Origin of the sequence: Salinicola sp. CR57, assembly GCF_003206585.1 — a bacterium.
Lineage (GTDB): Bacteria > Pseudomonadota > Gammaproteobacteria > Pseudomonadales > Halomonadaceae > Salinicola > Salinicola lusitanus.
Window position 1 is genome coordinate 620,214 of record NZ_PZJL01000001.1, and the last position, 13,366, is coordinate 633,579.

At 63.0% G+C, this 13,366-nt stretch carries 12 protein-coding genes; 5 read left to right on the forward strand and 7 right to left on the reverse strand.

Annotated features, from left to right (window positions below; translation table 11 throughout):
* Window positions 1-678: a LuxR C-terminal-related transcriptional regulator gene (locus DOM56_RS02860; RefSeq protein WP_110601647.1), complete on the reverse strand. Its 678-nt coding sequence runs from the start codon at window positions 676-678 to the stop codon at window positions 1-3.
* 433 nt (window positions 679-1,111) lie between these two features.
* Here DOM56_RS02860 and rdgB point away from each other — a divergent pair, with 433 nt between their 5' ends.
* The 4 genes from rdgB (at window position 1,112) to rlmJ (ending at window position 4,642) form a co-directional block, all read left to right on the forward strand.
* The gene (gene rdgB, locus DOM56_RS02865) at window positions 1,112-1,744 is read left to right on the forward strand and encodes an RdgB/HAM1 family non-canonical purine NTP pyrophosphatase (protein ID WP_110707382.1); all 633 of its coding nucleotides are present in this window, start codon (window positions 1,112-1,114) and stop codon (window positions 1,742-1,744) included.
* Window positions 1,741-2,913, forward strand: coding sequence for a radical SAM family heme chaperone HemW (gene hemW / locus DOM56_RS02870; RefSeq protein ID WP_110707383.1), 1,173 nt, complete (start codon window positions 1,741-1,743; stop codon window positions 2,911-2,913). Before rdgB ends, hemW begins: the two co-directional genes overlap by 4 nt.
* A gap of 108 nt (window positions 2,914-3,021) precedes the next feature.
* Complete coding sequence (locus DOM56_RS20030; RefSeq protein WP_110707594.1) at window positions 3,022-3,702, forward strand: OmpA family protein; 681 nt, start codon at window positions 3,022-3,024, stop codon at window positions 3,700-3,702.
* A gap of 88 nt (window positions 3,703-3,790) precedes the next feature.
* On the forward strand, window positions 3,791-4,642 hold the full coding sequence (gene rlmJ / locus DOM56_RS02880) for a 23S rRNA (adenine(2030)-N(6))-methyltransferase RlmJ (protein ID WP_110707384.1): 852 nt from the start codon (window positions 3,791-3,793) through the stop codon (window positions 4,640-4,642).
* Between the two features lie 42 nt (window positions 4,643-4,684).
* Here the strand turns inward: rlmJ and ggpS are convergent, their stop codons facing one another.
* From ggpS to DOM56_RS02905, 5 genes are all read right to left on the reverse strand, one after another.
* Window positions 4,685-6,964: a glucosylglycerol-phosphate synthase gene (ggpS, locus tag DOM56_RS02885; protein ID WP_110707385.1), complete on the reverse strand. Its 2,280-nt coding sequence runs from the start codon at window positions 6,962-6,964 to the stop codon at window positions 4,685-4,687.
* Window positions 6,965-7,108: 144 nt separating this feature from the next.
* A complete protein-coding gene (locus DOM56_RS02890) occupies window positions 7,109-8,404 on the reverse strand; it encodes an MFS transporter (protein ID WP_110601640.1) in 1,296 nt (431 codons plus the stop codon).
* A gap of 208 nt (window positions 8,405-8,612) precedes the next feature.
* Window positions 8,613-9,692 (reverse strand): biotin/lipoate A/B protein ligase family protein, encoded by a 1,080-nt coding sequence (locus DOM56_RS02895; RefSeq protein WP_110707386.1) that lies wholly within the window; start codon window positions 9,690-9,692, stop codon window positions 8,613-8,615.
* A 68-nt stretch (window positions 9,693-9,760) separates the two neighbouring features.
* On the reverse strand, window positions 9,761-10,603 hold the full coding sequence (locus DOM56_RS02900; RefSeq protein WP_157958141.1) for a PhzF family phenazine biosynthesis protein: 843 nt from the start codon (window positions 10,601-10,603) through the stop codon (window positions 9,761-9,763).
* A gap of 134 nt (window positions 10,604-10,737) precedes the next feature.
* Complete coding sequence (locus DOM56_RS02905) at window positions 10,738-10,968, reverse strand: DUF1127 domain-containing protein (protein WP_110707388.1); 231 nt, start codon at window positions 10,966-10,968, stop codon at window positions 10,738-10,740.
* Between the two features lie 209 nt (window positions 10,969-11,177).
* Here DOM56_RS02905 and DOM56_RS02910 point away from each other — a divergent pair, with 209 nt between their 5' ends.
* Window positions 11,178-12,620: a PLP-dependent aminotransferase family protein gene (locus DOM56_RS02910; RefSeq protein ID WP_110707389.1), complete on the forward strand. Its 1,443-nt coding sequence runs from the start codon at window positions 11,178-11,180 to the stop codon at window positions 12,618-12,620.
* A gap of 33 nt (window positions 12,621-12,653) precedes the next feature.
* Here the strand turns inward: DOM56_RS02910 and DOM56_RS02915 are convergent, their stop codons facing one another.
* Window positions 12,654-13,301 (reverse strand): SGNH/GDSL hydrolase family protein, encoded by a 648-nt coding sequence (locus DOM56_RS02915; protein ID WP_110707390.1) that lies wholly within the window; start codon window positions 13,299-13,301, stop codon window positions 12,654-12,656.
* Window positions 13,302-13,366 lie beyond the last annotated feature (65 nt).

Here is a 13,366-nt window from a genome sequence, read left to right on the forward strand (position 1 = left end):
TCAGCGACGCCCGTTAGCATAGCGCGAGGCCATGACCGGAATCGTCCCCAGGTTCTGCCGTGCCCAGTTGGTCGCCTGAATGCGGTTGTGGACGTTGATCTTGCGGAAAAGGTTGTAGAGGTGCGACTTGACCGTATGCTCGCTCACGAACAGCTTTTCCGCGATCTCCGTATTGCTCGCACCGGAAACCAGCAGCGTGACGATCTCCAGTTCTCTTCGTGTCAGACCGCACACGGGCCGGTAGGTATTGACCTGTTGGCGGCGATAGAAGTCGATCAACATCGCCGAAAGAGGCCGGGAGATCCAGAGCTCTCCGCCGAGAAGCTTGATGATCCCCTTGCAGATGAGCTCGAGGCTGTCCTGGCGGTAGAAGACGCCACGGAGGTGGATGCCGATCAACAGCTCCATGACCTGCTTGTTGTCGCGGACATTGAAAGCCGACAGGATGATGGCATCGCTCTCTTCGGCTCTGGTGTTCCAGGCCAGCAGGTCCTTCTCCTGGACGTGATCTCCATCCAGTAATACGAGCACTCTGCTGCCTTCGGGTACCGGGAAACGATCCTGGGGACTGAGTGCCGAGACTCGGCAACCCGTTTTCTGGTGGATGTAATCCAGAAATAGCACGGACTGTGAGTTACAATCCGTAACGAGAACGATGTCGGTGTGTTCAGTGTTCATGGTCTGATCCCTTTGAAGGATTTTAATTAGTGTTTTACGTTTTTTCGTTGTGATCCTTAGCTGAGTAACCTACTGCGGCTCCGTGATTGTTGGAGCTCAATAGTGTTAATAAAACCCATGCGTTGTAAATATAGGGTATTGAGGTTTTCAAAAATTGACACGAAGGCGACAATTAAGCGGTGCTTAATTTATCTAATTTATTCAATTAAATCAATTTGTTATTTGCAAAATTATCTCTAGCTTTTTAAAAAACAATGTTTCCTTTTCGAGAAAAAACACGCTCGCGCTCATGAGGACCCGGAAGCCTCGGCAGGCGAATTACTGAGGTTTCTCATCCCGATATGATGAGTGATTGATGGCTTCCCGGCCCAGGGTTTCCTATGCCTCGAATGCCACACCCCGTAGAATGAACGTTTTGTCAGGAATCCCGCCCATGAACCCGTCTGTAGAGAATCTGGTCGTCGCCAGTGGCAACCCCGGAAAGCTGGCTGAATTTCAACAGCTTCTCGCTCCCTTGGGGCTGCAGGTCCAGCCGCAGTCGGACTTCGGCGTCAACGACGTCGAGGAGACCGGATTGACGTTCGTCGAGAATGCCATCCTCAAGGCACGCGCCGCCGCCCGTGCCAGTGGCCTGCCGGCGCTGGCCGATGACTCCGGCTTGGCGGTCGATGCCCTCGCCGGCGCGCCAGGCATCTACTCGGCGCGCTATGCCGGGGACACCGGCAGCGGCGAGTCCCGGGACAGCGCCAACAACGCCAAGCTGCTGGAGGCGCTCAAGGAGATCCCCGAGGGGGAGCGAACGGCGCGATACTGGTGTGTGCTGGTCTACCTGCGCCATGCAGACGACCCGGTACCGCTGATCGTCCAGTGCGACTGGCCCGGCGATATCCTGGCCTATCCGCGTGGCGAGGGGGGGTTCGGTTACGACCCGCTGTTCTGGATCCCCGAACGGGGCATGAGCGTTGCCGAGCTGAGCGCCGAGGAGAAGAATCGGCTAAGCCACCGGGGACGTGCGCTGCAGGCACTGTTGACGCAGCTCAGGGAATCGGAAAAGCACCGGGAATGATGGATCTACCACCGCTGGCGCTATACATCCACGTACCCTGGTGCGTGCGCAAGTGCCCCTATTGCGACTTCAATTCGCACGGCGTGGGTCGAGGCGCCGAGCTGCCGGAACGTCGGTACGTCGATGCCTTGCTGGCCGATCTCGAGCAGGACCTGGTGGCGGTGCAGGGTCGCGAGATCGTCAGCATCTTCATCGGCGGCGGGACGCCGAGCCTTTTCTCCCCCGTGGCCTACCAGCGTCTGTTCGACGGTCTGCGTCAGCGTCTCGTCTTTGCCCCGGACATCGAGATCACGCTGGAGGCCAACCCGGGGACGGTGGAGCAGGCGCGCTTCGAGGGATATCGGCGCGCGGGGATCAATCGGCTCTCCATTGGCATACAGAGTTTTGCCGCCGATCAACTCGAAGCACTGGGACGCATCCACAGCGGCGGGGAAGCGAAGCGCGCGATGTCCAGCGCCCGGGAGGCGGGCTTCGATAACGTCAACCTCGATCTGATGCACGGCCTGCCGGGCCAGACGCTGGCGACCGCGCTGGGGGATATCGAGCAGGCGTTGGCGCTGGAGCCGACACATCTGTCCTGGTACCAACTGACGCTGGAACCCAACACCGAATTCTTTTCCCATCCGCCGCCGCTGCCCGATGAGGAGAGGCTCTGGGATATCCAGGATGCGGGGCATGACCTGCTCGAGTCGGCCGGCTTCTCGCGCTACGAGATTTCCGCCTACGCCCGGCCCGGGCGACAGGCGCGTCACAATCTCAACTACTGGCGCTTCGGCGACTATCTGGGTATCGGTGCCGGGGCCCACGGCAAGTTGTCCTCTATCGACCCGGCGGGGCAGTGGCGTATCGAGCGGCGCTGGAAGACTCGGCAGCCGGAAGCCTATCTGCGCCGAATGAACGACCCGCGAGGATTCGTGGCGGGAAGTCAGCACGTGGATAATCAGGCCTTGCCGCTGGAGTTCCTGATGAACGCCCTGCGCCTGACCGAAGGCGTCGATGCCGAGGATTGGGAAAACCATACCGGGCGACCGCTGTCTGAGCTAACGCCTCGCCTGGACGCGGCGCGACAAAAAGGTCTGCTGGCGACTTCGCCATCACGTCTGCAAGCGACCCCGCAAGGCCTGTTATTCTTGAATGATCTGCTCGCGCTGTTCGACGAGGAGGCTTAGCTCTCCCCGCCGGCGAAGGCCGGGCAGTGATGGATTCATCGTCACGCACCTCATGACAAGGCGAGACGTGACGGTCGGCAAGCAAGGAGCTCTCCAAGCATGAAGATGATGAAAAAGACGTTCTGGTTGTCCATTCCGGTTGCCGTGGCGGTCGGGGTGGCAGGCTGCGCCTCCAACGGTGCCGACACCCAGCAGCAGCAAGGTGGTGGCAACTCCAATACCTGGGGCGGTGCCGGTATCGGTGCGGTGGCGGGTGCCGTCGTCGGGGCGCTCACTGGTGATGGTGGCAGCAGCACGCGGGACCGTGCCTTGATCGGTGCGGCAGCGGGCGCGGCGATCGGCAGTGGCGTCGGTGCCTACATGGATTCCCAGGAGAAGGAGCTGCGCAATCGCCTGGACGGCACGGGCATCGGTGTCGAGCGCAACGGCAACGATCTGATCCTCAACATGCCGAGCAGCGTGACGTTCGAAGTGGATTCGAGCGACCTTCAGACGCCGGCACGACAGGCCCTCAACGACGTCAACGCGGTGCTGCGCTCCTACCCGGAAACCCGGATCAACGTGGCCGGCTACACCGACAGCACCGGCTCGGAGAGCTACAACCAGAAGCTTTCCGAGCGCCGCGCGCAGTCGGTGGCGACCTATCTCGAGCAGGGTGGTGTCGAAGCCGGTCGAATCAATGCGGTCGGCTACGGCGAGAAGAACCCGATCGCCAGCAACGAGACCGATGCCGGGCGCGCCCAGAATCGTCGCGTCGAAATCACTTTGACGCCGACCCGGCAGTCCTGAGACGACCCGCCGTCACGAGACGGTCGACGTATCGATCTCGAATCCGGGCGTGGCCAAGTGCCGCGCCCTTTTTGATGGACAGACGCACATGCTTGCCTACCAGCACGCCTATCACGCCGGCAATTTTGCCGATGTTCACAAACACCTCGGCCTGAGGCGACTCATCTCGGCGATGGCGCGAAAATCCTCCGCCATCAGCTTCGTCGATACCCATGCGGGCCGCGGTCTCTACCCGTTGGCTGCGGCAGAAACGCAGAAGCTCGGCGAGTTTCGTGACGGTGTCGAGCGACTGTGGCAGAAGCGTCGCAGCTTTGCCGCCGAGTCGCCCGTCGGGGAGTGGCTGACCTCGTTGGCGACACTACAGTCCGGGACCGAACTGAGTCGTTACCCCGGCTCCCCCTGGTGGCTGGGCTCGATGCTTCGCCCCCAGGACCGGCTGACGCTGTTCGAGCTGCATCCCGGCGAGCACCGGCATCTGTCGGATCAGGCGGTATCGCCCCACGCTGGCGTGCAGCGCCGACATGCGGATGGTCTCAAGGGGCTGGCGAAGCTGGTGCCGGTCTCCACGCCGCGGCTGTGCGTGCTGATCGATCCCAGCTACGAGAAAAAAGATGAGTACGAAGAGGTCGCCGAGACGCTGATTCAGGTCGTGCGAAAGGTGCGCCATGCGGTGGTGTTGATCTGGTATCCGCTGTTGCCGGCCGGGCGTCATCGACTGCTGCTGGACACGCTGCGACAAGCCGGCATTCCCAAGCTGTGGCGCAGCGAGTTGAAAATCCGTGAGCCGGCTGCCGAGCGTGGCATGTACGGCAGCGGGCTGCTGATGCTCAATCCGCCCTGGCAGCTCGACATCGAACTCGACCAGGCGTTCACCACGCTGGCCTCGGTATTGGCCGATGACGCCAGGCACCAGGGCCAATGGTGGACCGACGAGGCCTGACGGCGCCGCCCGGCGCCGTCATTCTGCTGCTTTCGTAGCCCGTCAGACCAGGTCGTTGGTCGGATTGGAAGGGCTTTCGGTGCCCTCGGGTTCCTGGCCCTGGATGGCGGCGATGAATTCGTCGCCCCAGCGTCGGATGTCGTTGTACTCGACGATATCGTTCAACTGGCGCAGGCGTGCCTCCGCTTCCGCGCGAGGCAGGTTGAGCCCCAGGTAGCAGGTCCGGGCCAGATCGTGAAGATCGTGGGGGTTGGTCAGGATCGCGCCCTTCAACTCCGCTGCCGCGCCGGCGAATTCCGACAGCACCAGCACGCCGCATCCCTGGGTCATGCCTTGGGTGGCGGCGAACTCCTTGGCGACCAGATTGAGGCCGTCACGCAGCGGTGTTATCCACATCACGTCGGCCATGGCGTACCAGGCGACGACCTCCTCGAACGGGAACCCGCGGAAGTAGAATTGAACCGGCGTCCAGCCCACATCGGCAAAACGGCCGTTGATATGACCGATGGTCTGCTCGATCTGAGTCTGGAGCTCGTTGTAGATGGTCATCTCGCGGGCGGCGGGCACGCAGATGCTGACCAGGGTGACCTTGCCGCGCAGTTCGGGGTTCTCGTCGAGCAGGAGTTCATAGGCCCGGAGCTTCTCGAGAATGCCCTTGGTGTAATCGAGCCGTTCGACCGACAGGATCAGTTTGACGCCCTCGAACTCCTGGCGTAGTTCGGCCATGCGCGAACTGGCGCCCTCCTGGTCGAGCGCGTTCCTGATCCGGTTGAGATCCAGTCCCACCGGGTGCGCGCCGAGCCTCACCACCCGGGAGCCGGTATCGACCGCCGTGGTCATGGTCTCGAGTCCCACCGCGCAGCCGTAGGTCAGGAATCGCGGCGCGCAGCCTTGGCGGGACAGCGTGGTCAGCGGGACGACGCCGCGGGCGACATCGACGAAGTTCTCGACCTGACGCGGGATGTGGAAGGCGACATAGTCGCACTGCAGCAGGCTGCCGATGATCTCGCGGCGCCATGGCAGCACATTGAAGACATCCGCCGAGGGAAAATAGGTGTGATGGAAGAAGGCGATGCGCAGATCTGGGCGCATCTCGCGAAGGTAGGCCGGCACCATCCACAGGTTGTAATCGTGAATCCAGATCAGCGCCCCCTCGGCGGCCTCTTCGGCGGTGCGTTCGGCGAAGGCGCGGTTCACCTCGCAGTAGACTTCCCAGTCGTCCTCGCGGAAGTGCGCGCGCTCCCAGAAGGTGTGCAAGGTCGGCCAGAACGCCTCCTTGGAGAAGCGTTTGTAGAAAGTGTCGACCTGGACCTTGGTCAGCGGGACGCGGGCAGCCGTCAGCAGCGGATACTGCTTGGCATCGACACTGGTGTGGGTGACGAATTCCTCTTCGTCCTCCTCCTCGTAGATCGACCACGCGATCCACGAACCGCGCTGGTCGGCGAAGAAGCTCAGTAGCGTCGGGATGATGCCGTTGGGCGAGGTCGGACGGCGACGCTGGATCTTGCCGTCGACCCGATACTCTTCGTAAGGCAGACGGTGGTAGACCATCACCAGCTCGGCCTTGCCGGTCTGGGTTTCGTCGCGACGGTTCTCCGCCGCCACGCCATGGGCGCCGAGAAAGCCGAAGTGGGCAAACGCTTCGATGATGCCGGCACAGCCGGTGTTCTCGGCGTGCATCACCCGCGTCTGGTTCTGGGTCTGCTCGAGCAGCTTGGGTTCGGATCCCCCGACGCAGACAGATTTGAAACCGGCGGTGAGCATGGCGAGATCGTTCATGGTATCGCCGGCCACCAGCACTTCTTCCTCGTCGATCTCGAGCCATTCGACCAGTTTCTGCAGGCTACTGCCCTTATTGACTCCTTTTGGCAGGAAATCGAGGTAGCGCTCGGACGAGTAGAGCATCTCGCAGTCCAGTTCCCGGGCGAGGGCAACCAGGGCCTCGTCCGTGGCGCGCTCGGGCGGGCAGTAGTAGGAACAGCGTCGCAGTTGCGGTTCGTCCTGGCGCACCACATCGGGAAAGCGTTGCATGGCGCTGGCGATCCGGGATTCGCCGGGCCAGCGGGAGTCGATCTCGTTCTGCAGCGGTTGGATCGGCTGCAGGCTGTCACCCAGATATAGGCTGGCCCCGACATCGGCGACGATATAGTCCGGCTGAGGCAGCGTCGGGTCGGACAGCAGCGGCAGGATCGCTTCCAGGCTGCGGCCGCTGATGTAGGCGAGCTTGATGTCCGGATGCGCGGCAATGGTCTGGTAAAGGCTCAGGCGGGCTTCGGAGTCGCCGCCCAGAAAGGTGCCGTCGAGATCGGTTGCAAGTAGCATGTTTTCCTCCTGTCCGGCCTCAGGGGACCGGGACGATTTTCCCTGCGCGAGCGGTTCGCGCGTTCGTCGAGTGGCTGTGGCGCAGGGACCGTCGCCGTTTCGGCGCAGCCGTGCATGAAACGGCGACAGCCCCTGGATTTGGGATCAGGCCTTGCCGGCCATCTCGACGATTCGCTGGCGTTCGTGCTCTTCGTAGAAACTGGGGTCGGCGAACAGATCCCTCTGCACGTCGTCGTACATCATCTCCAGGGCTTGGCTGCTGGTGGGTGTCATGGGCTCGAAATGGGCCGTATCGCCGCTGACCAGCACCGAGACACGACGTCGGCGGTAGATGGCGTAGCCAGCGAGCATCGCCAGGACGGCGGCGATGTAGAGCGGTAATCCCTGGTTGCCGACGTTATGCATGATCACTCCGGCCAGAATCGGGGCGACGGCACTGCCGGCGCCTTGTACGACCAGCATATCAGCTGAACCGGCGACGATTTCGTCGGGATGTAACTGATCGACCAACTGGGCCACGGCAATCGGGTAGATCGAAAACGATAGACCGCCCCAGACGAAATATAGTCCGAGCAGCGTCATCTGGTTGGGGGCGAACGGCATGGCGATCGCTGCGACGGCGGCCAGAATCACGACGTAGGTCATGACCCGGGGGCGGTCGTGAGTATCGGAAAATCGACCGATGGGTATCTGCAGCAGCGCGCCGCCGAGAATGGCGCAGCTCATCACCACGCCGACCCCGGCCACGTCGAAGCCGACGCCGCGCGCATACACCGGTGTCATCGTCCAGAAAGCTCCCATCGCCAGCCCGGACATCATCGAGGCGGCAACGGCCAGCGGTGCGAATTTCAGCAGTGCCTTGAGGCTGCTTTTCGGGCGCGCGCTCATGACCGGCTGGCTGCGTTTGGTGATCGTGATCGGCAACAGCGCCCAACTGATCAGGATCGACGCCAGCGCGAACAGCAGGAAGCCGTCCGGGGTATCCAGGCGCAGGATCTGCTGGGCGATGGCCAGCGCCCCCAGGTTGACCACCATGTAGATCGCGAAGACCCGCCCTCGCTGGTGGCTGGAGGCCTGGCTGTTCAACCAGCTCTCGATCACCGTCATCAGGGTAATGAAGGAGAGGCCGTAGATCACCCTGAGACCCAGCCAGACCCAGGGGTTGATGAAGATCAGGTGAAGCAGCGCGGACGAGGCGCAGAGGCCGGCACAGAACGCGAAGGTACGGATGTGGCCCATGCGTTTGATCAGCCGGCCGCTGATCCAGGTACCGCCAATGAAGCCGATGAAGTAACCGGACATGATGATGCCGATCAGGCTGGTCGAGAATCCCTCATCGGCGCCACGCAGTGTCAACAGGGTGTTGATCAGGCCATTGCCGAGCAGCAGTAGCGCCACGCTCCCCAGCAACGCCCGAATGGGTCGCAGTAACGACCACATAGCCTTCTCCTTGCCATCGCTCGATTCAATCCATGCAGTAAGCGTGCCGAAGGGGCTGGCGATCGCAAAAATCGCCTTTATTATAAGATGATATTATTGACTCGTGGTCGTAACCATAACCGATGTTATTCGGTGCCGTGCACTCGCAGGGTGCATATCGGCTGACCCGATTCAGCTTAGCAGCCGTAAGTGAAACTGCCGTGTCATGTCAGGGGACGCGTCGCAACCAGGCCTCGCTCGAGAACTTGTCGTTGGCCAGGGCACGTGCCCGTTCCAGCTCACCCTCGGTGAGAGACGCCGGCATCAGGGTAAAGCGCGCGGCGAACGAGTCGATCATGCGCTGGATGATCGTCTCGCGCTCGAGCCCGGTCTGGCGCCTGAGGGGATCGACGCGCTTGCTGGCACTGGCGGTGCCCTTGTCGGAGAGTTTCTCGCGCCCGATCCGCAGCACGCGGGTCAGTTTGTCGGCGTCGATGTCGTAGGCCATGGTGACGTGATGGAGAACGGCGCCATTGATGCGCTTCTGCGCGGCGCCGGCTATCTTGCCGCCCGGGGAAGTGATGTCGTTGATCGGCACGTACCAGGCCTTGATGCCCATGTCGCCCAGTGCCTGGATCACCCAGTCGTCGAGAAAGGCGTAGCTTTCGACGAAGGTAAGCCCCTGGACGAGGGTTTCCGGCACGATCAGCGACCAGGTGATGGTGTTGCCCGGCTCGACGAACATGGCGCCGCCGCCGCTGATGCGCCTGACCACCTCGATGCCCTCGGCAGCCGCCGCATCGCTGTCGACCTCGTTGGCCAGCGACTGGAACACGCCGATGATGATGGCGGCGCGATCCCACTCCCAGACCCGCAGCGTCGGGCCGCGGCGACCTTCGGCCACCTCGCGGGTCAGCACTTCGTCCAGCGCCATGTGCAGTAGCGGTGGCTCTGGCGGGCGGTGAATCAGGCCGAACTGGTGATCACCCCAATCCGACGTCCGGGAGAGCGCGCGTCGTATCACGGTGGCGATGGCCGGCACGGAGAGTCCGACCATCTCGGTCTGCGGGGGCAGTGCGGATTGAATCGTTGCGATCAGGGTGTCGGTAGCGGCATCGACCGATGCGCCCTCGAGGGCGCGGTCGATCGCTTCCAGCGCGTCGTCGGGCTCGAGGAAGAAATCCCCGGATAACTGCACCGATGCCAGTCGCCCATCGTGGACTGTGACATCCGCCACCAGCAGTTTTCCGCCTGGTACCTTGTATTCGCCGTGGTAAGTCCCTGCGTCACCGTTGACCGCTTCCGACATCGTCTCGCCTCGTTCTGAACGTTCGCACTGCCGCCAGTATAGTGCTCGCTGGCACAGGAGCATGTCGCTCAGAGATAGAGATTTCCCTCGCCGATGATGACGGATTCGCCTTCGATATGAATGATGTCTCCGCGGGTGCCATGCTCGACCTGGCCGTAGATATGGCTTGGGCGCTCCATCTCGACGCCCTGTATCACGTGCCAGTCCAGCGTTCGATCGAAGGACTCCTGGCGGGAGAGGTAACCGATCAAAGGCGCCGCTGCGCTACCCGTTGCGGGATCTTCGGGAATCCCCATCGAAGGTGCGAACATGCGTGTGCGCAGTTGCCGTGCCGACTGGCGAACGTAGAGATAGAGATCGCGGTCAGCGGGATTCGAGAACACGGCTTGAAGCCGGGCACTATTGACCTGGGCTTGTCGAAGACTGTCGAGGTCGGTTATCTCGATCAAATTGAATCGTATCCCGCAGGACGCCGCCACGGGTCGTGAGGCAATGGCGCTCGTCGGCAGGCCGAGTGATTCTGCTGCCATCTCGATCGTGAGAGGACACTCGGTGATCTCGAGCGGCATCGCCGTGGTCAGGCGCGCACGTTTGCCCATGAAGCGGATCGGTACATCACCAACGCCTTCTTTTAACAGCAGGGGACGCTCGCCATCGTGCCACCCCAGCGCTTTCAGCAAGCAAGCGGTACCCACGGTGGGGTGCCCTGCAAAAGGAATTTCTCCTCCGGGAGTGAATATCCGAATGCTGACGTTATCGATCTGCCGGCGATCGGTAATGAATACGGTTTCCGAGAGATTGAGCTCCTTGGCGATGCGCTTCATGGTGTCGCCATCCAGGTCGGCTGCATCAGGAAATACCGCCAGTGGATTGCCCGTGAAGGGCGTGGCGGTGAAGACGTCCAGCAGCACATAGTGATAGCCGCGCCGCCCTTGGACCTGCGCCGCGGACAACGTGAGATTGGATTCTGGCGAGCTGCCAGCTGATAGTGTGTGCTTACTCATCAGGTTATTTCCCGGGTTGTTTGCCTACCACCGTGGTCGACTCAGCGCCAGAATGGGCGATGCGTCTCCCGGTACACCTGACTGGGTAGCAGGCCGATATCCCGCAACTGCTGGGCATCGAGTTCCGCCAGCTGGCGCCGGGTGCGGTGACGCTGCCAGGCGTTGGGCGAGTCACGTCGCAGCGATCGTTGGCGTTGGTGCAAGCCGCCCCACAGGATACCGTCCACGGTGTCCAGCGTGGTGACCAGCAGGTGCAAGGGTGTGAAACGCATGGCGGTGACTCCCGTGTCTCGAGGGGGAGCGTCCAGCTTAGGCAGGCGCCGACGTGCCACACAGAGGCAGAAAATGACTATCTCGGGCACACAGATGGGCGTTTTTCCGCTCTGTATGCCCACTTTGCGAGCCATCTGTCCCGTGAAGTGCCGGGCGCAAGCATACACAATGGTTGGCGTGACACGTCATGCGATGCGGGGAGGGGAACATGCACCGTTACGAGCAGTTGGCCGATCATCTGCGCGAACGTATCCAGGCCGGCTTCTATCAGGTCCACGAGCGCTTGCCCTCGGTGCGCGCGCTGGCGCAGGCGCACGGGGTCAGCCTTTCCACCGTGCAGCACGCCTACCATCAGTTGGAAGACGCCCAACTGATCGAGGCGCGGCCCAAGTCGGGCTATTTCGTCTCGCCGCGGCGCGAGCGCCTGCCCGCGCCGCCGGTCGCACGCACTGCCCAGCGCCCGGTCGAGGTGTCACAGTGGGAGCATGTGCGCGAGGGCACCTGTGTGCTGCCGGACACCAGCATGCACAACCTGGGCCGCGGCATGCCGGATATCGATGCGCCGACGCTCAAGCCGCTGCTGCGCGCGCTCGCCCGGGTCAGCCGGCGCCAGGATCTGATCGGGCTCAACTACGACACCCTGCACGGGCGTCCCGAGTTGCGCGAGCAGATCGCGCGGCTCGCGGTGGGCCAGGGCTGCCGGCTGCATCCCGACGACATCGTGGTCACCACCGGCTGCCACGAGGCGATCTCGATCGCCATGCGCGCGGTGTGCGAGCCCGGTGGCATCATCGCGGTTGATTCCCCCAGCTTCTACGGCGCCCTGCAGTCGATCCGCGCCTATGGCATGAAGGCGATGGAGATCCCTACCGACCCCGAGACCGGGATCAGCCTGGAGGCGCTGGAGCTGGCCCTGGAGCAGTGGCCGATCCGCGCCATCCAGCTCACCCCGACCTGCAACAATCCGCTCGGCTACACCCTGTCGGAGGCGCGAAAGCGGGCGCTCTATGCGCTAGCCCGGCGCTTCGACGTGGCGATCATCGAAGACGACGTCTATGGCGATCTCAGTTACGGCTTTCCGCGGCCGGTGACGATCAAGTCGTTCGATGAGGATGGCCGTGTGCTGCTGTGCAGCTCGTTCTCCAAAACCCTGGCGCCGGGACTGCGCATCGGCTGGATCTCTCCGGGGCGCTATCACGAACGCGCCCTGCACATGAAGTACGTCGGCACCGGCTCCACTGCGACCCAGGGGCAGATGGCGGTGGCCGAGTTCATCCGCGAAGGGCACCACGAGCCGCACCTGCGCCGGATGCGGGCCCAGTACCAGGGCAACCGAGACCGCATGCTCGACGTGATCGAAAGCGCCTTCCCCGCCTCGACTCGGGTCAGCTATCCGGCGGGGGGATTCATGCTCTGGCTCGAATGCGCTGACGGCATCGACAGCGTCACGCTCAATCAGCGCCTGATGGAAGAGGGCATCCGCATCGCCCCCGGGGTAGTGTTCTCCGCCACCGGCAAGTATCGCCACTGCCTGCGTCTCAACCACGCCGTGTTCGATGCCGAGATTGCCCGCGCGGTGACGCGCGTGGGTCACTGCGTGGCGGAGATGCTGGCGCAGCGGGTCGACGCCAGTCAGCCGGAGACGGCCTGAGCTGTGGACGGCAGCCGCCCCTGATCTGGGCGTTCAGTCGATCAGGCGGGGCACTTCGGCGGCGATCGCCTCGCCCAACAGGCGCTGCTGATCGGGCTCGATGTGCACGCCGTCGACTTCGCTGACCTGGATCAGGGTGCCGGCGTCGATGAAACCGACCCCCGCCTCCCGCGCCATCTTGCGGTAGCGGCTCGCCAACTGGCGCGACTTGCGCTCGCCGCCGGTGAAGATGCCCGCCAGGGGGCCGATCTCGCGAATCGGTGCCGGGGCGATCAGCAGCACCTTGGGGGCGGCCACGCCGAACTGGGCGCTGGTGGCCTCGATCTCCCGCAGCAGCCGCTGAATGCTCAGGGCGATATCGTCGGGGGTGACGGAGAAGCGCGCCTTGAGATCGTTGGTGCCCAGCATCAGCGTCATCACGTCCAGCGGCAACTGGCTCAGCAGACACGGGCGCAGATAGCGCAGGCCGTTGAGATGCACCCCTTCGATGGGGTCGTCATGCAGCGTGGTACGTGCCGGCAGACCCTCCTCGATCACCCGCCATTCGCTGCCCAGGGTGGCGGCCGCCACCCCGGTCCAGCGCGTCTCGAGGGGGTAGCGTGAAAGCGGCCCCAGCGTCCTGACCGGCTCGGTACCGTGGGTATTGGAGTCGCCGTAGCAGAGCAGGGTACGCGTGGTCATCGTGGATCTCCGGTATGCGGTGGCGTTCAGTATGAACGCGGTGTGCGCACCACGGTACCCTGCGG